The sequence below is a fragment of the Nonomuraea sp. NPDC047897 genome (genome assembly GCF_043204415.1).
In the GTDB taxonomy this organism is placed as follows: domain Bacteria; phylum Actinomycetota; class Actinomycetes; order Streptosporangiales; family Streptosporangiaceae; genus Nonomuraea.
The window spans coordinates 71643-93793 of the sequence record NZ_JBIDCC010000002.1 but is presented as its reverse complement, the minus strand read 5'-3'; the positions used below and the strand labels follow the sequence as shown (position 1 = coordinate 93793).

At 74.2% G+C, this 22151-nt stretch carries 22 protein-coding genes; 11 read left to right on the top strand and 11 right to left on the bottom strand.

The annotated features are described in order from the left end of the window. Positions 1–40 precede the first annotated feature (40 nt). Complete coding sequence (locus ACGF0J_RS03860) at positions 41–460, top strand: RidA family protein (protein ID WP_393141918.1); 420 nt, start codon at positions 41–43, stop codon at positions 458–460. Between the two features lie 4 nt (positions 461–464). Here ACGF0J_RS03860 and ACGF0J_RS03855 read toward each other — a convergent pair whose 3' ends face one another. Both ACGF0J_RS03855 and ACGF0J_RS03850 read right to left on the bottom strand, forming a co-directional pair. Beyond that, the gene (locus tag ACGF0J_RS03855; protein WP_393141917.1) at positions 465–2054 is read right to left on the bottom strand and encodes a bifunctional 3'-5' exonuclease/DNA polymerase; all 1590 of its coding nucleotides are present in this window, start codon (positions 2052–2054) and stop codon (positions 465–467) included. Between the two features lie 20 nt (positions 2055–2074). Further along, entirely contained in the window at positions 2075–3577 is a 1503-nt protein-coding gene (locus ACGF0J_RS03850; RefSeq protein ID WP_393141916.1) for a metallophosphoesterase family protein, read from the bottom strand. A gap of 128 nt (positions 3578–3705) precedes the next feature. On the opposite strand from ACGF0J_RS03850, the gene ACGF0J_RS03845 reads away from it, so the two are divergent. After that, complete coding sequence (locus ACGF0J_RS03845) at positions 3706–4122, top strand: hypothetical protein (protein ID WP_393141915.1); 417 nt, start codon at positions 3706–3708, stop codon at positions 4120–4122. Positions 4123–4198: 76 nt separating this feature from the next. Here the strand turns inward: ACGF0J_RS03845 and ACGF0J_RS03840 are convergent, their stop codons facing one another. Then, entirely contained in the window at positions 4199–5764 is a 1566-nt protein-coding gene (locus ACGF0J_RS03840; RefSeq protein ID WP_393142709.1) for an FAD-binding oxidoreductase, read from the bottom strand. Positions 5765–5796: 32 nt separating this feature from the next. Between ACGF0J_RS03840 and ACGF0J_RS03835 the strand changes: the two genes are divergently transcribed. The 4 genes from ACGF0J_RS03835 (at position 5797) to ACGF0J_RS03820 (ending at position 9420) form a co-directional block, all read left to right on the top strand. Further along, positions 5797–6447: a TetR/AcrR family transcriptional regulator gene (locus tag ACGF0J_RS03835; RefSeq protein ID WP_393141914.1), complete on the top strand. Its 651-nt coding sequence runs from the start codon at positions 5797–5799 to the stop codon at positions 6445–6447. Further along, entirely contained in the window at positions 6422–8029 is a 1608-nt protein-coding gene (locus tag ACGF0J_RS03830) for a glycerol-3-phosphate dehydrogenase/oxidase (RefSeq protein WP_393141913.1), read from the top strand. Before ACGF0J_RS03835 ends, ACGF0J_RS03830 begins: the two co-directional genes overlap by 26 nt. Positions 8030–8137: 108 nt before the next feature. Further along, positions 8138–9007, top strand: a complete 870-nt coding sequence (locus ACGF0J_RS03825) for a sucrase ferredoxin (RefSeq protein WP_393141912.1) — start codon at positions 8138–8140, stop codon at positions 9005–9007. Between the two features lie 101 nt (positions 9008–9108). Continuing rightward, positions 9109–9420: a WhiB family transcriptional regulator gene (locus tag ACGF0J_RS03820; protein WP_080036407.1), complete on the top strand. Its 312-nt coding sequence runs from the start codon at positions 9109–9111 to the stop codon at positions 9418–9420. Positions 9421–9621: 201 nt separating this feature from the next. On the opposite strand, the gene ACGF0J_RS03815 is transcribed toward ACGF0J_RS03820, so the two are convergent. Both ACGF0J_RS03815 and ACGF0J_RS03810 read right to left on the bottom strand, forming a co-directional pair. Continuing rightward, positions 9622–9855: a DUF397 domain-containing protein gene (locus tag ACGF0J_RS03815; protein WP_101784354.1), complete on the bottom strand. Its 234-nt coding sequence runs from the start codon at positions 9853–9855 to the stop codon at positions 9622–9624. A gap of 113 nt (positions 9856–9968) precedes the next feature. Then, positions 9969–10877 carry a helix-turn-helix domain-containing protein gene (locus tag ACGF0J_RS03810; protein ID WP_393141911.1) on the bottom strand — a complete coding sequence of 303 codons (909 nt, stop codon included), beginning with the start codon at positions 10875–10877 and terminating at the stop codon, positions 9969–9971. Between the two features lie 112 nt (positions 10878–10989). Here ACGF0J_RS03810 and ACGF0J_RS03805 point away from each other — a divergent pair, with 112 nt between their 5' ends. Then, entirely contained in the window at positions 10990–11463 is a 474-nt protein-coding gene (locus tag ACGF0J_RS03805) for an ATP-binding protein (RefSeq protein WP_393141910.1), read from the top strand. Between the two features lie 85 nt (positions 11464–11548). Here ACGF0J_RS03805 and ACGF0J_RS03800 read toward each other — a convergent pair whose 3' ends face one another. Both ACGF0J_RS03800 and rsgA read right to left on the bottom strand, forming a co-directional pair. Continuing rightward, on the bottom strand, positions 11549–12190 hold the full coding sequence (locus tag ACGF0J_RS03800; protein WP_393141909.1) for a phosphoribosyltransferase: 642 nt from the start codon (positions 12188–12190) through the stop codon (positions 11549–11551). Between the two features lie 49 nt (positions 12191–12239). Further along, the gene (rsgA, locus tag ACGF0J_RS03795) at positions 12240–13361 is read right to left on the bottom strand and encodes a ribosome small subunit-dependent GTPase A (protein ID WP_393141908.1); all 1122 of its coding nucleotides are present in this window, start codon (positions 13359–13361) and stop codon (positions 12240–12242) included. A gap of 300 nt (positions 13362–13661) precedes the next feature. Here rsgA and ACGF0J_RS03790 point away from each other — a divergent pair, with 300 nt between their 5' ends. The 3 genes from ACGF0J_RS03790 to ACGF0J_RS03780 all read left to right on the top strand — a co-directional run bounded on the left by ACGF0J_RS03790 (position 13662) and on the right by ACGF0J_RS03780 (position 16482). After that, positions 13662–14210 carry a sigma-70 family RNA polymerase sigma factor gene (locus ACGF0J_RS03790; RefSeq protein WP_393141907.1) on the top strand — a complete coding sequence of 183 codons (549 nt, stop codon included), beginning with the start codon at positions 13662–13664 and terminating at the stop codon, positions 14208–14210. Beyond that, positions 14207–14983 (top strand): anti-sigma factor family protein, encoded by a 777-nt coding sequence (locus ACGF0J_RS03785; protein WP_393141906.1) that lies wholly within the window; start codon positions 14207–14209, stop codon positions 14981–14983. Before ACGF0J_RS03790 ends, ACGF0J_RS03785 begins: the two co-directional genes overlap by 4 nt. A gap of 137 nt (positions 14984–15120) precedes the next feature. Further along, on the top strand, positions 15121–16482 hold the full coding sequence (locus ACGF0J_RS03780) for a CHRD domain-containing protein (protein ID WP_393141905.1): 1362 nt from the start codon (positions 15121–15123) through the stop codon (positions 16480–16482). Between the two features lie 231 nt (positions 16483–16713). On the opposite strand, the gene glyA is transcribed toward ACGF0J_RS03780, so the two are convergent. Continuing rightward, complete coding sequence (glyA, locus tag ACGF0J_RS03775) at positions 16714–17967, bottom strand: serine hydroxymethyltransferase (protein ID WP_393141904.1); 1254 nt, start codon at positions 17965–17967, stop codon at positions 16714–16716. Positions 17968–18097: 130 nt separating this feature from the next. Continuing rightward, on the bottom strand, positions 18098–19033 hold the full coding sequence (locus ACGF0J_RS03770) for a YihY/virulence factor BrkB family protein (RefSeq protein WP_393141903.1): 936 nt from the start codon (positions 19031–19033) through the stop codon (positions 18098–18100). A 135-nt stretch (positions 19034–19168) separates the two neighbouring features. On the opposite strand from ACGF0J_RS03770, the gene ACGF0J_RS03765 reads away from it, so the two are divergent. After that, positions 19169–20596: a sensor histidine kinase gene (locus ACGF0J_RS03765; RefSeq protein ID WP_393141902.1), complete on the top strand. Its 1428-nt coding sequence runs from the start codon at positions 19169–19171 to the stop codon at positions 20594–20596. Here ACGF0J_RS03765 and ACGF0J_RS03760 read toward each other — a convergent pair. Together ACGF0J_RS03760 and ACGF0J_RS03755 are read right to left on the bottom strand one after the other, a co-directional pair. Beyond that, a complete protein-coding gene (locus ACGF0J_RS03760; RefSeq protein ID WP_393141901.1) occupies positions 20532–21491 on the bottom strand; it encodes a TAXI family TRAP transporter solute-binding subunit in 960 nt (319 codons plus the stop codon). The two genes, ACGF0J_RS03765 and ACGF0J_RS03760, sit on opposite strands and share 65 nt — an antisense overlap. A gap of 1 nt (position 21492) precedes the next feature. Next, a complete protein-coding gene (locus tag ACGF0J_RS03755) occupies positions 21493–22149 on the bottom strand; it encodes a response regulator transcription factor (RefSeq protein ID WP_393141900.1) in 657 nt (218 codons plus the stop codon). Positions 22150–22151: the final 2 nt, after the last annotated feature.

The following is a 22151-nucleotide window of genomic DNA, read 5'->3' as shown; positions in this document are numbered from 1 at the left end:
GGCTGTGCCGCGCACCGATCGACCGCTCGGAAGGACTCTCGTGGAAAACAGCCGTGTTCGCCTCGTCCGGACTCCTGAGCTGGCCCGGAGCGTCGAGTACGCGTACGCGGCCGTGGCCGACGTGCCGATGCGAGCTGTGTGGGCGGCGGGCGCGTGCCCGCTGGACGCCGACGGCGCGACCGTCGCCGTGGGTGACGTGGCCGGCCAGACGCACCAGGTGATGCGCAACCTCGTCACGGCGCTGCGCAGCGCCGGCGCCGAGCTGACGGACGTGGTCAAGACGACCGTGTACGTGGCCTCCGCCCAACAGAGCGAACTGGTCGAGGCCTGGCGGGTCTACCGGACGTACATGGACGGCCATGACGTGCCCAGCACCCTGCTCGGCGTCGCGGCGCTCGGCTACGACGACCAGCTCGTCGAGGTGGAGGCGGTCGCGCTCCTCCCGGTGCAGGCGGGCTGACCCGTCACTTGGCGTCGGCGTAGCAGCTGACCGCCACGGCTTCCATCGGGAAGCGCACCGGCGTCGCGCCGAACATCAGCCGCGTCGCCTCCGCAGCCGCCGCCGAGACCGCGTCGATCACCTCCCGCGCCTGGCCGAGCGGGCAGTGCACCATGACCTCGTCGTGCTGGAAGAACACCAGCCGGGCCGGCTCGGGCAGCAGCCCGCGCAGCACCGCCAGCAGCGCGAGCGCCCATTCGGCGGCGGTCGCCTGGACGACGAAGTTGCGGGTGAAGCGGCCGCGGTCGCGCGCCGCCCGGCCGCCCTCGGGTCCGGCGACGAGCGACCTCCACCGCTCGGACGGGGGCGGGCTGGTGCGCCCCAGCCAGGAGCGCACCAGCCTGCCGTCCTCGCCGGCCTTGGCGGCGTCCTCGACGAACCGGTGGGCCTGGGGGAAGCGCCTGCGCATCATCGCCAGCAGTTTGGGGGCGTCGCCGCTGGTGCCGCCGTACATGGCGGACAGCATCGCGATCTTGGCGTGGTCGCGTTCGCCGCCGAACGCCTGGGCCAGCGCGGAGTAGAGGTCGATCTCACCGGCCGCCCTGGCCAGCCCGACGTCGCCGGCCATCGCGGCGAGCACCCGCGGCTCCAACTGGGCGGCGTCGGCGACGATGAGCGTCCAGCCGTCGTCGGCCACGACGACGCGCCGCATCACCTTGGGGATCTGCAGCGCCCCGCCGCCCGAGGTGGCCCAGCGGCCGGACACCACGCCGCCCACCACGTACTCGGGCCGGAACCGCCCGCCGCGCACCCACTGGTCGGCCCAGGCCCAGCCGTGGAAGCTGTGCAGGCGGGCCAGCTCCTTGTAGGCCAGCAGCGGCCCGACGGCGGGGTGGTCGATCCGCTTGAGCTCCTCGGACCGGGTGGACCTCAGCGCCACGCCGGCTCCCTTGAACGCCTTGACGAGCTGCTGCACCGAGTCGGGGTTGACCGGGTGGCCGAACGCGGCCGCCACCTCGTCGGCCAGCGCCTGCAGCCGAGCCGGCCGCATGCCGTGCACCGGGCGGGGCCCGAGCAGCTCGGTGAGCAGCGCGTCGTGCACGTCACGCCGCCACGGCATGCCGTCGTGGCCCATCTCGGCGGCGACCAGCGCGCCCGCCGACTCGGCGGCGACCAGCAGCCGGAACCGGCCGGGATCGGGCAGCGCCTCGACGCGCCGGAGCTGGTCGGCCAGCACCTCGGCGACGGCGTGCGCGGCGAGCGGCTCGGGGGCGAACAGCGTGCCGGGCATGCTGGGCTGCTCGTCGGGGACCGGCAGCCCGTGCAGCCTGGCGTGGGCCGCCCGGGCCGAGCGGGGCTCGTCGTGGCGGCCCTCGCAGGCGAGCAGCAGCCCCTCGGTGAGCGCGAGGTCGTGGCAGCGTGAGACGCGCACGCCCGCGGCGAGCAGCGGCGGGTAGGCCTCGCGCGTGTCGGCCCACACCCACCGGGGCCGCCCCGGAGCCGCACCGCCGGTCTCCAGCTCGCGGACGGCTCGCGCCAGGTCGGCGGGCCGCCGGGCGGCGACCTCACCGGAAGGGACCGGGAGGACGGTCTCCCCCGCCAGCACCACGTACACGGCACCAGGGTGCCAGGCGCCTACGACAGACTGATGACGACCTCGTCCTCCACCGGCGGCTCCAGCTCCTGCGCCAGGCAGCCGGTGGCGGCGAAGCAGCGGATGGTCAGCGTCTCCGGCGTGACGGACAGGCGCAGGAACTGCTTGAAGAACGGCGGGGTGTCCCAGTCGGACAGCTCCGACAGGTAGCGCTGGAACACCTTGTCCACCGGCAGCCGGAACGGCCACGGCCAGGCCCCGAGGAGCCGCGCCGCCCACCGCATGCGGCGGGTGATCCGCACCGGGCCGTCGACGGGGCGCACCGGGGTGTTGCCGACGTGCTGGGCGGTGACGCACGCGGCCTCGTCCGGGGTGAGGGAGAGCCACTTCATCCGCAGCCGCCGCGCGTAGATGTGGCTGTAGAACGACAAGGAGTCGCCGCGCAGCGGGTAGCACCGGAAGTCGTCCTCGTGGACGCCCGCCACGTCCACCCGCCGGATGGTGTGGGTGGCGTGCATGAACGCCCCGCCGCCGCCGGAGACGACGTACTGGATCACCCGGTCGCCCACCCGCACCGGATAGCGCTGGTAGTTGTGCACGTCGCCGCCGATCACCGCCACGTAGCGGTGGGCGGGATCGCGCACGATGTCGTCGATCGTGCCGCCGTCCTCCAGCGGCGAGGGCTTGTGGACGTTGGCGGTGTAGACGGGCTTGCCGGTGACGAGGATCTTCGGCCGCGGGTCGCGCGACACCTCGCGCAGCCACGCGGCCTGCCGCCGGTCGACGGCGTTGCGGATGCCGGTGTCGACGCCGACGACGAGCAGGCTGTCGCTCTCGATCACCCAGTACGGTCCCGGTTGCGCGGCGGCCCCGGTGGCCCGCTGGGAGGGCCGCCCCCGGAGCTTGCGCGCCTCGGCCAGCCGGGCCTCGTCCACGGCCTCGGGCTTGCGCCACAGCAGGCCGCGCAGCAGGCCGGAATCGGGCCGGGGCCGCAGTGCGGGGGCGTCGCAGAAGACCCGCATGAAGCCGCCGAGCCCGTCGTACCAGTCGTGGTTGCCGGGGATGGCGTAGATGGGCGCCGGATAGTCCTGGTACGGCCGGAAGAACTTCTCGCCGTACTCGTTGCCGGATCCGGCCGGGTAGACGACGTCGCTGGCCACGATGGCGAACGCCGTCCCCTCCCCGGCCCTGAGCATGCCGGGCACCACCGCGTACTGGGAGGCGTCGCCCTCACCCGTGTCGCCCAGTAACAGGAAGTCGAAGCTCGTCCCCAGGCCGGGGCGGACGCGCAGCCCGGGGTCGGCGCCGCGGCCGCGCTGCGCGGCGACCCACCGCTCGCGCACCTGGCCCGACGGGTCGCCCAACAGCTTCGCGACGACCTCGTTGCGCGAGCGCCACAGCGTGCGCGGGCTGAGCCAGGTGAAGCCCCGCCGGTGGGGTCTCAGCCGCTCGAACGTGCCGATGCGCTGACAGCTCCACCCGGCGCCTTCCTCCGACACCCGGGAGGAGAGCTGCTTTCCACGTTCGGCCGTGATGTCCACCATGTCAACATCCTTACGGCGATCTTCCCCCGGCGCATCCGAACGCTGAGTGCCGTGACAGACACATAAGGTGCGCGATGGTGTAGCCTCACGGCCCAAGCAAGCGGTTGTCGGCCGCGAGGGGGGCTGCCATGGCCCGGAACGGTTCGGACGATGCGATCCGGCGAGACCTCCAGGAGGTGGACGCCATCGAGGGCCTGCTGGCGTACGCCCGGGGGCGGTCCCGCTGGAGCCGCGCGGGCGTGCGGTGCGTGCGGGAGGCGATCCGGCGCAGCCGGGCGCTGGCGGGCGCCGACCCGGCCAGGCACGCGCCGCTGCTCGCCCGCTCGCTGCGGGCGGCGGCCTGGCTGATGCTCAGGCGGGGGCGGCCCGGCGAGGCGCTGGGGCCGGCGGAGGAGGCGGTCGCGCTCACCCGCCCGGCGGGTGGGGCGCCGCTGGTGGTCTGCCTGGTCTGCCTCGCCGACGTCTACCGGGCGCTGCGCCGCTACGACGAGGCGCGGGCGGCCCGCGAGGAGGCCGAGACCACGGCCCTGGCCGACCCGGGCTGACGGCGCCGGGCAGGACCGCACGGGGCAGGACCGCACGGACTGCACGGGACAGGACCGCACGGGGCAGGGAGCGGGTTCAGGGGATCAGCACGCCGGGGTTGAGGACGCCCGCCGGGTCCAGCCGGTTCTTGACCGCCCGCAGGATCTCCACGCCCACCGGCCCCAGCTCGGCCGCGTACGCCTCCCGGTGGTCGCGTCCCACGCCGTGGTGGTGCGACACCGTGCCGCCCGCCTCGACGACGGCGGCCGTGGCGGCCTCCTTGGCGCGGGCCCACTGCTCGACCGGGTCGCCGTGCTGCGCGGTCACCACGGTGAAGTACAGCGAGGCGCCCGTCTCGTACACGTGGGACACGTGGCACATGACCAGCGGCGAGCCGAGGGCGCCGTGCAGCGCCAGCCGCACCGCGTCGTACAGGCGCGGCAGGCCGGCCCAGAACCCGGCGGTCTCCAGGGTCTCCACCGTCGCCCCGGCGTCCAGGAGCGAGTCACGCAGGTAGGGGGCCGAGAAGCGGCCGTGCTCCCAGGACCGCCCCGGCTCCTCGCCGAGCGGTTCGCCGCCGTGCCGGGTGAGCACCGCCGCCGTCCCGGCCCGCGCCGCCATGGCGGACGCGCCCTCGTATCCCGCGATCACCAGGCACCCGCCGGCCGCGCCGCCGCCCCCGCCGATGGCGTCCGGCCGGGCCAGGCCGACCATGGTCTCGGTCTCGTCCGACAGCCGCAGCACGGTGGGCAGCGGCCCTTCCTGGGCCAGCGCGCGCAGCGCCGCCGTCCCGTCGCGGAAGGAGGCGAACCGCCAGCCCTCGTACGCCTTGGCGGCCGGCGCGCGGCGTACCCGCAGCCGCAGCGCGGTGATGACACCGAAGGCTCCTTCGGAGCCGAGGACGAGCTGCCGCAGGTCGGGCCCGGCCGCCGACTTGGGCGCCCGCCCCAGTTCCAGGGTGCCGGCGGGGGTGGCCACGGTCAGGCCGGCGACCATGTCGTCGAACCGGCCGTAGCCGGCCGAGGCCTGCCCGCTGGAGCGGGCCGCCGCGAAGCCGCCGAGGGTGGCGTACTCGTAGGACTGGGGGAAGTGGCCGAGGGTCAGCCCGTGGGCGGCGAGCAGCCGCTCGGCCTCCGGCGCCCGCACCCCCGGCTGGAAGACGGCGAGCATCGACTCGGCGTCCACCGACAGCAGCCGGTCCATCCGGGTGAGGTCGAGTGCGACCACCCCGGCGTGCCCGGCCCGCGCGGCGACGAGCCCGCCCACCACGGAGGTGCCGCCGCCGAAGGGCACCACCGCGATCCGTTCGCGGGCGCACAGCGCGAGCAGCTCGGCGACCTGCTCGTGCGAGCCGGGCAGCACGACGGCGTCCGGCGCGTCGAGCCCGTCTCCGGCGCGCATACGCAGCAGGTCGGGGGTCGACTTGCCGCGCGTGTGCCGGACCCGCGCCTCGGGCGAGGTCAGCACGTGCGGGGGGCCGACGACGCCGCCGAGCGCCTCCAGCAGGGCGGCGGGCAGCGCCACGGGCGGCAGCCGGACCGCTTCCAGGGGGACGGGCGGCGTCTCGGGCGCGCGCACGCCCAGCAGGTCGCGCAGCAGTGCCCGGACCGGCTCGGGCAGCTCGCGGGCGCGGGCGGGGTCCCCCCAGCCGGACCACAGCATGGGTTCACGTGTCACGCTCTACACTGTGACATATGACGTCGATTCGTCACAATGATGGCGTTCTGGACGCGGCACTGGAGTGCGTGCTGGCGTACGGGGTGCGACGGACCACGCTCACCGACGTGGCCCGCCGGGCGGGGGTGTCGCGGATGACGCTCTACCGCCGCTGGCCCGACGTGCGCTCGCTGGTCGCCGACCTGATGACCCGCGAGTGGGTGCGCGCGGTGACGGACCTCGACCTGTCCGAGCCGGTGGCGGCCGTGGTCGAGGGGGTACGGCGGCTGCGCGGGCACCCGCTCTGGCGCAAGATCGTCGAGGCGGACCCCGAGCTGCTCCTGCCATACCTGCTGCACCGCCGGGGCGCCACCCACGAGGCGGTCCTGGCCGTGCTCGAACCCGCCGTCGGCGACCCCGCCCGGGCCCGGGCGGTGCTGCTGGTGGCGCAGGCGTTCCTGATGTCGGCCCCGACGCTGACCACCGGACCGGCGCCCGAGGGACCGGCGCCACACGAGCCCACGACACACGGGCCGACGACACATGGGCCGACGACGCACGAGCCGCTGACGCACGGGCCGACGACACACGGGCCGGTGCGGGACAGGCCGGTGACGCTCGACGACCTCGACACCGAGCTGACGGCACTGCTGGAGGGATACCTTGGACAGCCCGATCGACCCCGCTAGCTCGCTCAACGCCGCGCGCCGGACCCGCGAGCTGCGCCGCGCCGCGGAGGAGCGCCTCGACGTGCTCGTGGTGGGCCTGGGCGTGACGGGCGCCGGCGCCGCGCTCGACGCCGCCTCCCGCGGCCTGCGCGTCGCCGCGATCGACGCGCACGACCTGGCGTTCGGCACGTCGAGGTGGAGCTCCAAGCTGGTGCACGGCGGCCTGCGCTACCTCGCCAGGGGGCAGGTCGGCGTCGCCCACGAGAGCGCGGTCGAGCGCGGCATCCTGCTCCGCCGCACCGCACCGCACCTGGTGAAGGCCCATCCCTACCTGCTGCCGCTCACGCCGGGCGTCTCCCGCGGCCAGGAGACCCTGGTGCTGGCCGGCTACCGGATCGGCGACGGACTGCGCGCCGCCGCCCGCACACCGCGCCACCTGCTGCCCGGGCCGTCCCGGCTCGACGCGGCGCGGGCGCGCCGCCTGGCCCCGTTCCTGGAGCCGGACGGGCTGCGCGGCGGCCTGCTGTCGTGGGACGGCCGGCTGCTGGACGACGCCCGCCTGGTCGTGGCCGTCGCCCGGACGGCCGCCGCGCACGGCGCGCGGATCCTGACCCGCTGCCGCGCCCTGGAGCTGACCGGCCGCGGCGCCCGGGTGCGCGACGAGCTGACCGGCGAGGAGTTCGACATCCGCGCCAGGGTCGTGGTCAACGCGACCGGCGTGTGGGCCGGCGGCCTCGACCCCCGGGTGCGACTGCGCCCGTCCCGTGGCACCCACCTGGTGCTCCGTCCGGGCGCCCTGCCGGGTCTCACCGCCGGCCTGCACCTGCCCGTCCCCGGTGAGCGGAACCGGTTCGCGCTCCTGCTGCCCCAGCCCGACGGGCGCGCCTACGTCGGCCTCACCGACGAGCCGCTCGACGGCCCCGTCCCCGACGTCCCCCAGGCGCCCGAGGAGGACGTCAGGACGCTCCTGGACGTCCTCAACGCCGTCCTGGGCACACCGGTGGTCCGGGAGGCGGTGGCGGGCGCCTATGCGGGCCTGAGGCCGCTGCTGGCCGCCTCCGGTGGCATCACCGGCACCACCGGCACCACCGGCCGCACCGGCGCTCGCACGGCCGATCTGTCCCGCCGGCACGCCGTCCTGTTCGGCGACGGGCTCGTCACGGTCGTGGGCGGCAAGCTGACGACCTACCGCCGGATGGCCCAGGACGCCGTGGACCAGGCGGTGGCGGAGGCGCGGCTCGCGGCGGGCCCCTGCCGTACCGCCCGCATCCCCCTCGTCGGCGCGCCCGGCGCCGAGCAGGCAGGGCAGGCGGGACGGCCGGGACGGCGAACGGGCCCGCGGGCCGGACGGCGGTCGGCGGGCGGCGACGTCCCGGCGCGGCTCGTGGAGCGCTACGGCTGCGAGGCCGCCGCCGTCCACGACCTCGTCCGGGCGCACCCGGAGGAGGTGGGCCTCGGCATCACCAAGGGCGAGCTGCTGTGGTCCGTCCTGCACGAGGGCGCGCTGGACGAGGGCGACCTGCTCGACCGGCGCACGAGGATCGGCCTGGTGGCGGAGGACCGGGAGGCGGCCCTGCGCGCCGCCCGCGACACGCTGGGCTGAACCGCCACATCTCCATCTCCACACCGTTAGGTTAGTCTTACCTAATCTCGCGAAGGGGGAGCGTTGTCCAGGCTCTGCGGACATCCGGACGGGTGCCACACCGGCACTGTGCCCACGCTGGCCAGCGCCACCGTGGGGGCCCGGCTGTGGCTGCTGGTGGAGTTCTCCGGCCCGTGGCCGTCCCATCTGGAAAGTTTCGACCTCCCCGACGACATCGCCGCACTCGTCCGGCGGGCCCTCGACCGGGGCGTCCGGCCGCAGCTCATCCGCCGCCCCGGACGGCGGGCCCGCCCGCGACAGCGGGGGATGCGTGTGCTAGTCGGCTACGGCGAGGGCCCCCGGCCGTGGCTCGCCTCGGGCTTCGTCGCAGGTCCGGACGATCTTGACCTGGACGCGCTGGTGGCGGGAGTGGTCCCGGAGTCCTGCATACTGGAAGACGAGCCGGTATTTCTGGTCTGCACGCACGCCAAGCGCAATGCGTGTTGTGCCCGCATTGGACTACCCCTCGCCCGCACCCTGGCGGAAAACCTGCCGGGGCGGGTATGGGAAACGTCACACGTTGGTGGCGATCGGTACGCCGCCAACCTCGTGTGCTTGCCACACGGAATTTTCTACGGCAGCATGTCTCAGGCTGCTGCGATCGCAGCGGCGAACGCGTACCGGTCGGGCGAGGTCATCCTCGACCGTTACCGGGGACGCGCAGGCATCCCTGAGCCATTGCAAGCCGTCGAGCACTTCGCCCGAGCCCATACGGGAGAGTGCTCCGTCGGCGCAGTGGCCGTGGAATCCTCCAGGTCGGACGGGGACGTCACCGAAGCCATCGTGCGCGTCGGCGACACCCGGCTCCAGGTTGTGGTTGAGCCATCGGCGTTCCGAGCGCCGTGTGGCACGGCTTGCGCCGAGACGATCACCACCTACCGGCTGGTATCGCTGGACAGGCTCACGCCTGTGCGGTACGCCACGCCGGCCCTCACCTGACCAAGGGAACATCACGGCCCCGCCTTGCGTTGGAACAGTGACGCCTAAAGCGTCCAATGCGGCTCAATTACCGAAATACCTCTCACGAAGGTGGTTTTCTCATGTCTCAGGTACGTCGGCAGCTCGCCCGCCCGCGCCCCAGCTGGGGTTGGCAGGATGATGCCGCGTGCCGGGGTGAGGACCTCGTGCTCTTCTTCGGCCCCGACGGGGAGCGGCAGCCCGAGCGTGACGTACGCGAGCGCAAGGCCAAGGCCATCTGCGCCCAGTGTCCGGTCCGCAACGAGTGCCTTGACTACGCGCTGTCCCGTCCGGAGAAGTACGGCACGTGGGGTGGCCTGAACGAGGACGAGCGCGCCTCCGAGCGTCGCCGTCGCATGCGCCGCGCGGCCAGCGCCGGCATCTCCGCCGCCTGACACCCGGCAACACCGAGCGGCCGCGTGATCCCGCAGTTGTCCCGATGAACCGAGTCCTGGCCAGCCACGTCCAGTCCTCGGCGAACCCGGTCGGGACAACTGCCTGATCAGGCGGCGCTCGACCCCCGAGCACGCGAAGAGCCCGGCGTCACCCTAGACGCCGGGCTCTTGTCGTCCCTCCCCTTTGTCCGATCTCTCGGCTCAGACGATCAGGTCGTCGAACTCCCCGTCCTTCGCGCCCAGGACGAACGCGGTGATCTCGGCCCTGGTGTAGACGAGGGCCGGATCGTCCGGGAAGCGCGAGTTGCGCATCGCGATCTCTCCCGTGGGCAGTGCCGCCACCTCGACGCAGTTGCCGTTGGGGTTGCTCCGCCTGCTCTTGCGCCAGACGACGGGGAGACGGCCTGCGGGCGTTCCGTTGCGGAACTCATGCATGGAAGAAGCTCCTCGGCTTACAGATGCACGTGCATCCGTGCTTTGCGACGTGAGGATACGCCTCTTGGAGCTGGCCACATGCCACATGGCGAAAAATGCGGGTATGGGGTGGATCACAGTGCGTGGAGCAACCGGTCCAGAAATCGCCTGGTGTCGGCCGGCGAGTCGGCCTGGATGCTCAGCCGGTCCATCACCTGCATGTAGTGCTCGGACTCCGCCGGCTTGTCCAGGTAGAGGGCGCTGGTGAGCTGCTCCATGTAGACCACGTCGGGCAGCTCACGCTCGGGGAAGCGCAGGATGCTGAACGCCCCGCCCGCCGCCGCGTGCCCGCCCCGGTCGAACGGCATGACCTGCACGGTGACGTTGCGCTGCGCCGTCATCTCCATCAGGTGCTCGATCTGCGCCCGCATCACCTCGGGGCCGCCGGGGCTGCGCCGCACGACGGCCTCGTCGATCACCGCCCACAGGGTGAGCGCGTGCTCGCCGGCCAGCCGGCGCTGGCGCGCGGTGCGCAGCGCCACCCGGCGGTCGACCTCCTCCTCCGGCGTGTGCTCGTGGGCCAGCCTGATCACCGCCCTGGCGTAGCCGGGCTCCTGGAGCAGGCCGGGCACGAACTGGTTCTCGTAGGTGCGGATGACCGAGGCCGCGCCCTCAAGCCCGATGTACACCTCGAACCAGCCGGGCAGCAGGTCACCGTACTTGTGCCACCAGCCGGGGGCGTTGGCCTGGCGGGCCAGCTCGATCAGCGGGGCCCGCTCGGCCTCGTCGGTGACGCCGTAGAGGGTCAGCAGGTCGGCCACGTCGCGCTCCTTGAAGCTGACCTGGCCGAGCTCCAGCCGGCTGATCTTGGCATGGGACGCGCGAATCGCGTACCCGGCGTCGTCCCGCGAGATACCCTTCTCCGTGCGGAGCCTGCGCAGCTGGGTGCCCAGCAGGATGCGCAGGACCGTGGGACTCCCCTGCGAATAGCCGAGGATGTTCCCCTCCGCACTCTGTGCGCTCACCACTGTCTCCCAGATCATCTGCACGTGCAGATGCGATTTGCATCTGTAAACGACGAAAAGTCTTGCATTGGTAAGCGCATCCCGTAAAGATGTGTCTGGATCACCAAGACCGCGCTTCGGGGGCCACCGCATGACGACTTTCGACGCCCGGCCGCAAGCCCCCTCCGGCGCCCGGCCGCCGGAATGGCTGTCCGCCATTCTGCTGGACGGGCGGCGCGCCCCGTGCGACGCGGTGTTCCCGCCGGCCGAGTTAGGCCAGATGGAGCCCGCGTGCGTGGCGTCGGCCAGGCGCTTCGTCGACCGCACCCTGAGCGGGTGGGGGGCCGACGGGGTCGCGTTCGAGGCCCAGCTCGTGGTCTCCGAGCTGGTGACCAACGCGATGCGGCACGGCGGCGGCGTCCTCCAGCTCCGCCTGCTCGGGCACGGGCCCGAGCTGGCCTGCGTGGTGACCGACCACAGCCAGGCGCCCCCGGTGACCGCCTCCCCCGACATCTTCGCCGAGTTCGGCCGAGGCCTCCGGCTGGTCGAGGCGCTCTGCACGACCTGGGGCTGGATCATCGCGGGCAGCCGCGACAAACTCGTCTGGGCCGTGCTGGCGGCCTAGGCACCCCGACGCCGGCGTGCCGGGCCGCTCGCCGGCCGCGGCCCGTCGCCCAGCCGCCGGGCACGGACCCCGGGTCCCGGCCCGCTCATCCCGGTGGGGCGCCGGCCTCGGCCAGCAGGCCCAGCACGTCGGCGTCGCTCAACTGCTCGAAGCGCTCGTACCACTGCCCCACCGCGCGGAAGTCGGCGGGCACCGCCAGCACCACCACGTCGTCGGCCTCCCGGCGCATCGCCTCCACCGTCTCGCGCGCCCCCACGGGCACGGCCAGCGTCAGCCGGCCCGGCCCGCGCGTCCGCACGGCCCGCAGCGCGGCCCGCGCCGTGCCGCCGGTGGCCAGCCCGTCGTCCACCACGATCACCTCTCGCCCGGCCAGGCCGGGCAGCGGCCGGTCACCCCGGTAGACCGCGACACGGCGGGCCAGCTCCGCGCGTTCCTCCGCCACCACGTCGGCCACCGACTCGGGCGTCATCCCCAGCCTGCGCAGCAGGCCGACGTCCAGCACCGGCTCGCCGCCCTCGGCTATCGCGCCGACGCCCAGCTCCGGCGACGGCGGATAGCCGATCTTGCGGGTGACGAGCACGTCGAGGACGCCGCCCAGCCGCCGCGTGATCGGCAGCGCCACCGCGACCCCACCGCGGGGCAGGGCCAGCACCACGGGGTCGCGCAGGTGCGTCAGCCGCTCGGCGAGCAGGGCCCCGGCTTCGGCGCGGTCGGCGAACACGTCCATGCCCTGCTCCTACCCCCCATCCGCCCCTCCTCGCAGCGGGCGGGGGCGGTCACGGGCGGTTGCGGCCCGAGCGGCGCATCTCCTTGTGAATGACCTTCCACTTGTTGCGCTGCTCGGCGCGCAGCCGCGCGTCGGTGCGCCCGGCCATCCAGACGGCCTCGCGCTGCAGCTTGCGCCAGCTCTGCAGCCGCCGCTCGGGCAGCTCCCCGCTGTCGAGGGCCGCCACCACCGCGCAGCCGGGCTCGCTCTCGTGCCCGCAGTCGTGGAAGCGGCACTGCTCGGCCAGCGCCTCGATGTCGGAGAAGACCAGCTCGACACCCTGGCTCATCTCGTACAGGCCCACCCGGCGGATGCCCGGCGTGTCGATGACCAGCCCGCCGCCCGGCAGCGGGATGAGCTCCCGGTGCACGGTGGTGTGGCGGCCCCGGCCGTCGGCGGCGCGCACCTGCTGGGTCTCCATCATCCCGCTGCCGGCCAGCGCGTTGACGAGGGTGGACTTGCCGGCGCCGGACGTGCCGAGCACGACGGCGGTGCGGGAGCCGTCGAGGTAGCCGCGTACCAGCTCGACGCCGTCGCCCAGCAGCGAGGAGACGGCGTGCACGTCGACGCCGGGCGCGGCGGCGCGCACGTCGGCCAGCAGGTCGTCCAGGCCGTCCTCGAAGAGGTCGGCCTTCGTGACGAGCACGACGGGCGTGCCGCCCGACTCCCACGCCAGCGCGACGAGCCGTTCGACGCGGCCGAGGTCGGCGAAGTCCGTGGCGTGCATCGAGGGCTCGGCGACGAAGACGATGTCGATGTTGGCCGCGAGCACCTGACCCTGGCCGTCGCCGGACAGGCCGCCACGCGAGTCGCGGCTGACGCCGCCCCGGACGAAGGCGGTGCTGCGGGGCAGCACGGCGTCGAGCTCGTAGCGGCCCTCGGGCAGTGCGGCCAGGGCGACCCAGTCGCCGACGCACGGCAGCGCCACCGGGTCGGCGGCGGCCGCCCGGCGGACGTGGGCGGCGTAGCGGGCGTGGTGCTGGCCGTCGGCCGCGAGCACCTCGGCGGAGCCGCGGTCGACGCGGGCCACGCGTCCGGGGACGGTGCCGGGCGGCAGCTCGGCGGCGCGGGCCTCGGTCCAGCCGAGCAGGGAGAGATCGAAAGACGAAAGAGACGAAACGTCGGAAGACAACGCGGTGATCCTCTGGTCGAGAAGGAAGACCGGGTGGCTCAGGCAGGCACCCGGAGGTGGACGGACGGCATGCTGAAGCAGACCCGCATAGTCCCCACCTCCTCGCTTCTCGACGGACGCGCCGCGCGGCTCGTCGCGGCGACTCTACGCACTCTTGCCCCCCGGCCGCAATCCCGTTTTTCCACAGCTTGGTTGAACCCCACCCGGAGCCCCGGCCGTACCCACTGCCGACGCACTCGAGAAAGGGGAATGATGCGCACCAGCACGTATCCCCCGCCCTCGCCCGAGGGAGCCGCTCCGATGGGAAAGCCACGACTGAGCCATTGGATCAGGCGCGTACGACCGGATGACGACCTCGTCGTCTCGGCGCTCTACCGGGAGTACCACCGGCCGCTGCTGGCCTTCGTCGTCCGGCTGACCGGCGGCGACCGCCAGTGGGCGGAGGACGTCGTCCAGGAGACCATGATCCGCGCCTGGCGCAGCGCGGACCGGCTGGACCCGGCCTCGGTCTCGCTGATGCCCTGGCTCGCCACCGTCGCCAGACGTATCGTGATCGATGACCGGCGGCGCAGGGACGCCCGCCCCCGGGAGTCGAGTGACGGGCCGCTGGAGAGCGTGCCCATGCCCGACGAGGTGGACGGAATGCTGCACCAGGTGGTCGTGGCCGACGCGCTGAGGGCGCTGTCGCCGGCGCACCGCGAGATCCTGAACGAGACGATCCTGCGCGACCGGTCGGTCAACGACGCCGCGCGGGCGCTCGGGATCCCGGTGGGCACGGTCAAGTCGCGTGTCTACTACGCGGTGCGCGCCCTGCGCGTCGCGCTGGAGGAGAGAGGGGTGACGGCGTGACGTCGCGCGTGGAGCACACCGATGTGGGCGCCTACGCCCTCGGGCTCCTGGAGGAGGACGACAAGCGGGCCTTCGAGGCGCACCTGTACGTGTGCCCGCCGTGCCGGGCCGAGCTGCAGGACCTGGCCGGGGTGGCCGTGGCGCTCGACGGGCTGGGCCCGTTGACCGACGAGCCGCCGGTCCGCCCGGAGACGCGCGGGGGGCCGCGCCGGGAGGCGGGCGGCTTGGCGGGCGGCGGGGGACTCGGCGAGGCCGGGGTGGTCGACCTGATGCGGCGCAGGCGGGCCGCCGACCGGCGCACCCGCCGGGGCACGGTCGTGATCGGCCTGGCCGCCGCGGTCACGCTGGTGGCCGGCGGGCTGACGGTCGGCATGCAGGTGACCGGCGGCATGGCCGCGACGCAGGTGGCCACCGGGAAGGACCCGCACATGGGGCCGGCCGAGCAGTTCTACGCCGACGGCCGCCCGGTGGCCGGTATCGGGGTCGGCGGGGTGAACGGGGGGCTGGTCGTGGAGTCGAAGGCGTGGGGCACCCACGCCGCGCTCAAGCTGGCCGGGGTGAAGGGGCCGCTGGAGTGTGAGCTGGTGTCGGTGTCGAAGTCGGGGGTGCGGCGGGTGATGACGGGGTGGTCGGTGCCGCCCGCCGGTTACGGGGTCCCGGGGCAGCCGCAGCCCCTGTACATGCACGGGGGCAGCGCGTCGCCGCTCGCCGAGATCGACCGGTTCGAGGTGGTGACGACGACGGGGCGGAAGTTGCTGACCGTGGAGGTCTAGCGTGCTCGGTGGATGCCCTCTCGCCTCGGGTGAGGGGGCATTTTCGGGTTCCGAGGTCCTGGCGTTGAACCCGGCGGGGGGCGGGCGCCGTACTGCCTGCCGTACGAGCCGGAACACCCGCCCCCGAGAGGTTCCCGATGCCGCTTCCCCGACCCGCACCGACCGGCGTCGCGCTCGCCGCCGGACTGCTGGCCTGCGCCCTGACCCCGGTCGCCGTCCCGGCCGCCTCGGCGGCCTCGGCGGCCCCGGCAGGCTCGTCCGGTTCGTCCGCCGGCTCCCCCGCCGGCGGGACGCCCCGGTCCGTCTACCTCGCCGCGGGTCTGCGCGGCCGCAACGAGGTGGGCGCCAAGGGGGACGCCGACGGCCGGTCGACGGTCGTGTTGCGGATCAGCGGCAACCGGGTGACGTTCGCGGTCCGGTGGAACGGGATCGACCTGCCGTCGGCGGGGCACGTCCACCTGGGCGCCCGCGGCGTGAACGGCGCGGTGCAGCTCCCCTTCTTCACCGAGGCGCCGCCGAGGACGACGCTGGGCGTGCTCGGCACGGTGGAGGCCGACCCGGCGCTGCTGCGGGCGCTGGTGCGCGACCCGAGCGGTTTCTACGCCAACCTGCACAACGCCCGGCATCCGCAGGGGGCGGTCCGCGGCCAGTTCCACCGGCTGGCCCGGCCGGTGGACCTGCGCGGCGTGCTGCACGGCAGCAACCGGGCGACGCTCGCCGCGCACGCTGACGGCGCGCAGGAGGTGCGCGGGAACGACGGCATGCGGCGCGGCGACCCCGACGGCCGGGGCGTCTGGTGGCTGCGTCCGCACGGGTCGGCCATCGCCTACACCGCCCTGTGGGAGGGGATCGGCCGGGTGACCGGCGGGCACGTCCACCAGGGCGGGCCGGGCCGGAACGGCCCCGTGGTGGCCGACCTGCTCGGCGCGCCGGCCAAGGGGCTGCCCGCCCACCTGATCGGCCTGGCCGGCGAGGCCCGCGTGCCCGCGGCCGTGGTCAGACGGATCGCCGCCCACCCGGGCCGGTACTACACCAACCTGCACACCACCGAGTTCGGCGGCGGCGCGGTGCGCGGCCGGCTCGCCGGCGGCCGGCTCGGCCACCCGCGGGCGCTCACGGCGGACGTGCTGCGCGGCCGGCAGGTGTACGCGTGCGCCAGGCAGCGGGGCGGCGGCCACGCCTTCACCCGCCCGCACGGCGCGGCGGCCGAGCTGCGGCGCGGCGTCTCCCTGTCGCTCGCCCCCGGCGGCACGCCGAGGTGGACCGCACCCGACGGCAGCGTCGTGCGCGGCCGGCCCGTCGCGCAACCGGCGGACGGCCGCGGCAGACTCCCGGTGCTGCTGCTGGCCGCAACCGCGGCGGGCCGGGACGGCCTGCTGTCGCACACCACCCAGATCCTGCGGGTCAACGCCGAGGGCGGCCTGCCGCCCGCCGGCGCCTGCCGGCCGGGCACCAGGGCGCTCGTGCCGTTCCGCGCCGACTATCTCTTCCTGGGCTGAGCCCCGGCGTTCCCTTCCTGAGCTGAGCCCCGGCGTTCGCTTCCTGGGCCGACCGGCGTACCGGCTCGCTCGTCCCGGGCCGACCTCCCGCCGGGCTTCGCGCCATCTCCCCGCCCGCTCCCGGCCACCGGCCCACGCCGGGAGCGGCGACGCCCCGCCGCACATCTCGCAGCCTGTGCGGCGGGGCGTCCTCGTGTCACCGTGCGGGCCGCGAGAGGTGCGGCGCGGTGTCTAGGACAGGCCGGGCGCCGGGAACCGGGCGGTCAGCTCGCTGACCTCGCCGTGCACCCGGGCGATGACGTCTTCGGCGTCGCCCTTGGCCAGGGCGGTGACGACCTCGTCCATCCAGGCGCCGATCTGCCGCATCTCGGGCTCGCGCATGCCGCGCGAGGTGACCGAGGGCGTGCCGATGCGGATGCCGGACGGGTCGAACGGCTTGCGGGTGTCGAACGGCACCGCGTTGTAGTTGGTCTCCAGACCGGCCCGGTCGAGCGCCTGGGCGGCGGGCTTGCCGCCGATGCCCTTGGGCGTGAGGTCCACGAGGATCAGGTGGTTGTCGGTGCCGCCGGACACCAGGTCGAAGCCGCGGCTCGCCAGCTCCTCGGCCAGCGCCTTGGCGTTGGCGACCACCTGGTGGGCGTAGGCCTTGAAGTCGTCCGTCGAGGCCTCGTGCAGGGCCACCGCGATGGCGGCGGTGGTGTGGTTGTGCGGGCCGCCCTGCAGGCCGGGGAAGACGGCCTTGTTGAGCGCGGTGGCGTGCTCGTCGGTCGTCGCCATGAGCATGGCGCCGCGCGGGCCGCGCAGCGTCTTGTGCGTGGTGGTGGAGATGACGTCGGCGTGGCCCACCGGCGACGGGTGCGCGCCGCCCGCGACCAGGCCCGCGATGTGGGCGATGTCGGCCGCGAGCACGGCGTCCACCTCGCGGGCGATCGAGGCGAAACCCTCGAAGTCGATCGTGCGCGGGATCGCCGTGCCACCGCAGAAGATCACCTTGGGCCGGTGCTCCAGGGCCAGCTCGCGGACCTCGTCGAGGTCGACCCGGCCGGTGTCCTTGCGCACGCCGTAGCGGACCGGGTTGAACCACTTGCCGGTGGCCGAGACCGACCAGCCGTGCGTGAGGTGACCGCCGAACGGCAGACCCATGCCCATCACGGTGTCGCCGGGCTGCAGGAAGGCGAGGTAGATGGCGAGGTTGGCCGGCGAGCCGGAGTAGGGCTGGACGTTGGCGTGGTTGACGCCGAACAGCGCCTTGGCCCGCTCGATCGCCAGGGTCTCGATCTGGTCGATGACCTGCTGGCCCTCGTAGTAGCGCTTGCCCGCGTAGCCTTCGGAGTACTTGTTCGTCAGGACCGTGCCGGTGGCCTCCAGGACCGCCTTGGAGACGTAGTTCTCCGACGCGATCAGCTTGACGGTGTCGGCCTGGCGACGCTCTTCGGCCTGGATGAGCTCGGCGATCCGCGGGTCGACGCTAGCGAGAGAACTCATGACTCTCCTGTCATCATTGACATGGCGAAGACCCAGGCGCACGGCCTCCGCTCCCTTCGCTCCCTGGTGGTGGTCCACCTTCACGCGCCAGTCGCGTCGCTTCAGACGATAGCGGAAGTGTCGGACCGGCTCAGGCCGGGAGCCTGCCGACGCCCGGCCACAGCCGGTCGACCTCGGCGTTCAGGATGGCTCCGATCAGCACGGCGAGGGCGGTGATGTACAGCCACAGCAGCAGGGCGATCGGGGCGGCCAGCGAGCCGTACACCGACACGGGCGAGAACCACGCGGCGAGGACGGCGCGCAGCACGCCGGCGCACGCGATCCACAGGATCAGCGCCAGGATCGCCCCGGGCAGCTCCCGGTACCACCGGGTGCGCAGCGGCACGCTCACGTGGTAGAGCACGGTGAGGAACAGCACCGAGCCGATGATCACGACCGGCCAGTAGAGCAGGTCGATCATGATGCCGTACTCGCCGGGCAGGGCGTCCTTGATCAGCGTGGGCCCGATGACGAGGATCGGCATGACGATGATGCCGATGACGAGCCCCACGACGTACAGGCCGAACGACATCAGCCGGGTGCGGACGATGCCGCGCTCCTCCCCCAGCCCGTAGGCGACGGAGATCAGGTCGACGTACACGTAGAGGGCGCGCGAGCCCGACCACAGCGACAGCAGGAAACCGAGCGAGATGATCGACACCTTGCTGGCGTCGTCGCGCAGCACGTCGTTGATGAGCGGGTCGACCACGGTGGTGATCGTGTCCGGGGTGAACAGCACGCCCGCCTGGTCGACCACCCACCGGCGGACCTCCTCGACGCGGTCCTTGCCGAGCCAGGTGCCCAGCTTGGCCAGCACGCCGATGAGGCCGAGCACGAAGGGCGGCAGCGACAGCAGGGCGAAGAAGGCCGCCTCACCCGCCAGGCCCGTCACCCGGTAGGTGACGCCGGCGTTGGTGGCCGCGCGCAGGATCGCGAAGTGCTTGGTGTCGCACACCCAGCTGAGTCCGGCCCGCACGTTTGCGGCGAGCCGCCTCTTCGGCCGCACGGGAGCGTCGGTGGACGTCATGGCACCCAGGTGGTCTCGCAGGAACGTTCAGCACAGCTTACGTCCGTGGTGCACTACCCTGCCCCGTCTCCGCCATGCGGCGGCTTCCGCTCCGCCCGCCGGACGGTGACAATCTCCTCAGCGAAGGGAGGGCCGGTGCGCAGACGTCTGCTCGTGATCGTGATCGGCCTGGCCGCCGGGCTGGTGGCGGCGCTCGGGCTGCCGCTGGCCGTGGCGGGCGCCGACCAGGCGTCGCAGGAGCTGTTCATCAGCCGGGCCGACGACACCGCGCGGTTCGCGGACGTGGCCGAGGCGGCGCTGTCCACCGGCCGGACCCGCCGGCTGACGGCCGACCTGCTGCGCTACGACGAGCTGTACGACACGCCGGTCATGGTGGTGAACTCCGACGGGCAGGTGGTCGCCTCGTCCCGCGAGGGGATGTCGCCGGAGCAGGACGCGGTGCGCGTCCCGCTGCTGCGGGGGCTCGCCGGGCGGCCGCCGCAGCGGCCGCACGTGCTGTGGCCGTGGGACGAGCGGCCGTACGTGGTGGTCGAGCCGGTGGTGCGCGACGGGCGGGTGCTCGGCGCCGCCGTGACGATCTCGCCGACGGATCGGGCGCGGGAGGAGGTCGCCGGGCGGCTGGCCTTGCTCGCCCTCGGCGGCGTGGTGGCGCTGCTGGTGGTGGCGTTCGCCGTGGCGGTGCCGGTGGTGCGGTGGGTGCTGCGCCCGGTCCACGAGCTGGACGAGGCCGCGCACGCCGTGGGGTCGGGCCGGCACGCCGCCCACGTGTCCGACCGGACCGGGCCGCCGGAGCTGCGGCGGCTGGCGGCGAGCTTCAACGCGATGGCCGACGGCGTCGCCGCCGCCGTGCAGAAGCAGCGGGCGTTCGTCGCGCAGGCCTCGCACCAGCTCCGCAACCCGCTGACAGCGCTGCGGCTGCGGGTGGAGAACGCCGAGTCCACCGTCTGCGACCCGCACGGGCGCGAGGAACTGCGGCTCGCCCTGGAGGAGGCCGACCGGCTCGGCGAGAGCGTGGACGCGCTGCTGCAGCTCGCCCGGGCGGAGTCCACGCACGAGGCGCCCGGCCCGCTGGACGTGGCGGCCGCCGTGCGCCGGCGGGCGCTGGCCTGGCGGGCGGCCTACGACAGCTCGGCGACGCCGCTGGCGGTGGACGTGCCGGAGGGCCTGACCGTCACCGGGGCGCCCGACCTGCTCGATCACGCCCTGGACGCGCTGCTCGACAACGCGCTGAAATTCGGGCAGGGCAGCCCGGTGGAGGTGACGGCCCGCCTGCGGGGCGAGGAGGTGGAGATCCGGGTCCGCGACGGCGGGCCGGGCCTGACCGCCGGCGAGCTGGCCCGCGCCGGCGACAGGTTCTGGCGCAGCCCGCGGCACCAGAACGTGCCCGGCACGGGCCTCGGCCTGGCCATCACGCGGACCCTGGCCGAGCGGAGCGGCGGGTCGATGACGCTGTCGCCGGCCGGGCCGCACGGGCTGGAGGTGCTGCTGACGCTGCCGGTCAGCGGTGCGCCGAGCGGTACCAGCGCACCGCCCCCTCGTGCAGCTCCAGCGGGTACGTCATGATCGCCGAGCCGGGGTCGAGCCGGCGCGCCTCCGGATGGACCTCGGCGAGCCGGGGCTGGTCCTCGAAGAGCAGCCGGGTCAGCCAGTAGGCCGTGGCCGGCGGCAGGTCGCGCCGGACGACGAGGAAGTTGGGCACGCTCACGGTCGTCACCGCGTTGGACAGGCCGTACACGGAGGCGGGCACGGTGGTGCGGGTGTAGAGGTCGCCGTACTCGCGGATGAGCGGCTCGATCGTGGAGCCGAGGTCGATGAGCCTCATGTCCGTGCCGCGGCGCAGGTCGGTGATGGCGGCGCTCGGCAGCCCGCCGCTCCAGAAGAAGGCGTCGATCCGGCGTGCAGCGAGCGCCCGCGCCGAGGCGCCGACGTCGAGCCGGCTCAGCTCGACGGCGTCGCGGAGCCCGGCGACGCCCAGGATGCGTTCGGCGGCCACGGCGGTGCCCGACCCCTCGCCGCCGACCGAGACCCGCCGGTCCTTGAGGTCCTTGACGGTCCGGATCGGCCCGTCGTCGCGGACGACGAGCTGCACGTAGTTGTCGTACAGCCGGGCCAGGGCGGCGACGGGCCGCGGCGTGCCGAACCGCTCGCGCCCGGCGAGGGCGTCGGCCGCCACGTCGGCGAGCGTGAACCCCGTCTCCGCGCGGCCCGCCATGACCATCTCGATGTTGTCCACGCTGCCGCCGGAGGGCAGCACCCCGGTGGGGCCGGGGAGCCGCTCGTCGAGCACGCGGGCGTAGGCCGAGCCGTACACCCCGTAGACGCCTCCCTCGGCGCCGGTGGCGATCCTGACGGCGCGTTCCGGGACGGCGGGCACGTCGGCGGCGCCGCACCCGACCGGCAGCAGCACGGCCGGCAGCAGGACCGCCAGCAGGAGCCTGAGTGGCCATGGCCGCGTCATGTCACGCGGCCGTGGCCAGCCGGTAGCCGACGCCCCGGACGGTCTCGATCACGACGGGCTCGCCGAGCTTGGCGCGCAGGGTCGCCATGTGCACGTCGAGAGTGCGGCCCGCCGCGGGCCAGGTGGTGCCCCAGACCTCGATGAGCAGCCGCTCGCGCGGCACGACGACGCCGGGCTCGCGGGTCAGGCAGGAGAGCAGGTCGAACTCCTTGCGGGTCAGCGCGACCGCCTCCCCCTTGCGGGTGACCGTGTGGGCGGCCAGGTCGACGCGCAGGTCGCCGACCTGGGCGACCGGGGGCGGGCTCGGCCGGACCCGGCGCATCACGGCCTCCATGCGGGCCACCAGCTCGGCCGTCGAGAACGGCTTGACCAGGTAGTCGTCGGCTCCGGAGCGCAGCCCGGCGATCCGGTCGCGCTCCTCGCCGCGGGCGGTGACGGCGATGATGGCGACCTCGACGCCGTCGCGGCGCAGCCTCCTGCACAGGTCGACGCCGTCGCCGTCGGGCAGGTTGAGGTCGAGCAGGATCATGTCGACGCTGGGCGCGGCCAGCGCCTCGGCCGCGCTCGCCGCGCGGTGCACCTGGAACCCGTGGCGGGACAGCGCCGCGTCGAGAGCGGCGGCCACTCGGGTGTCGTCCTCGACGACAAGCACACGCATGT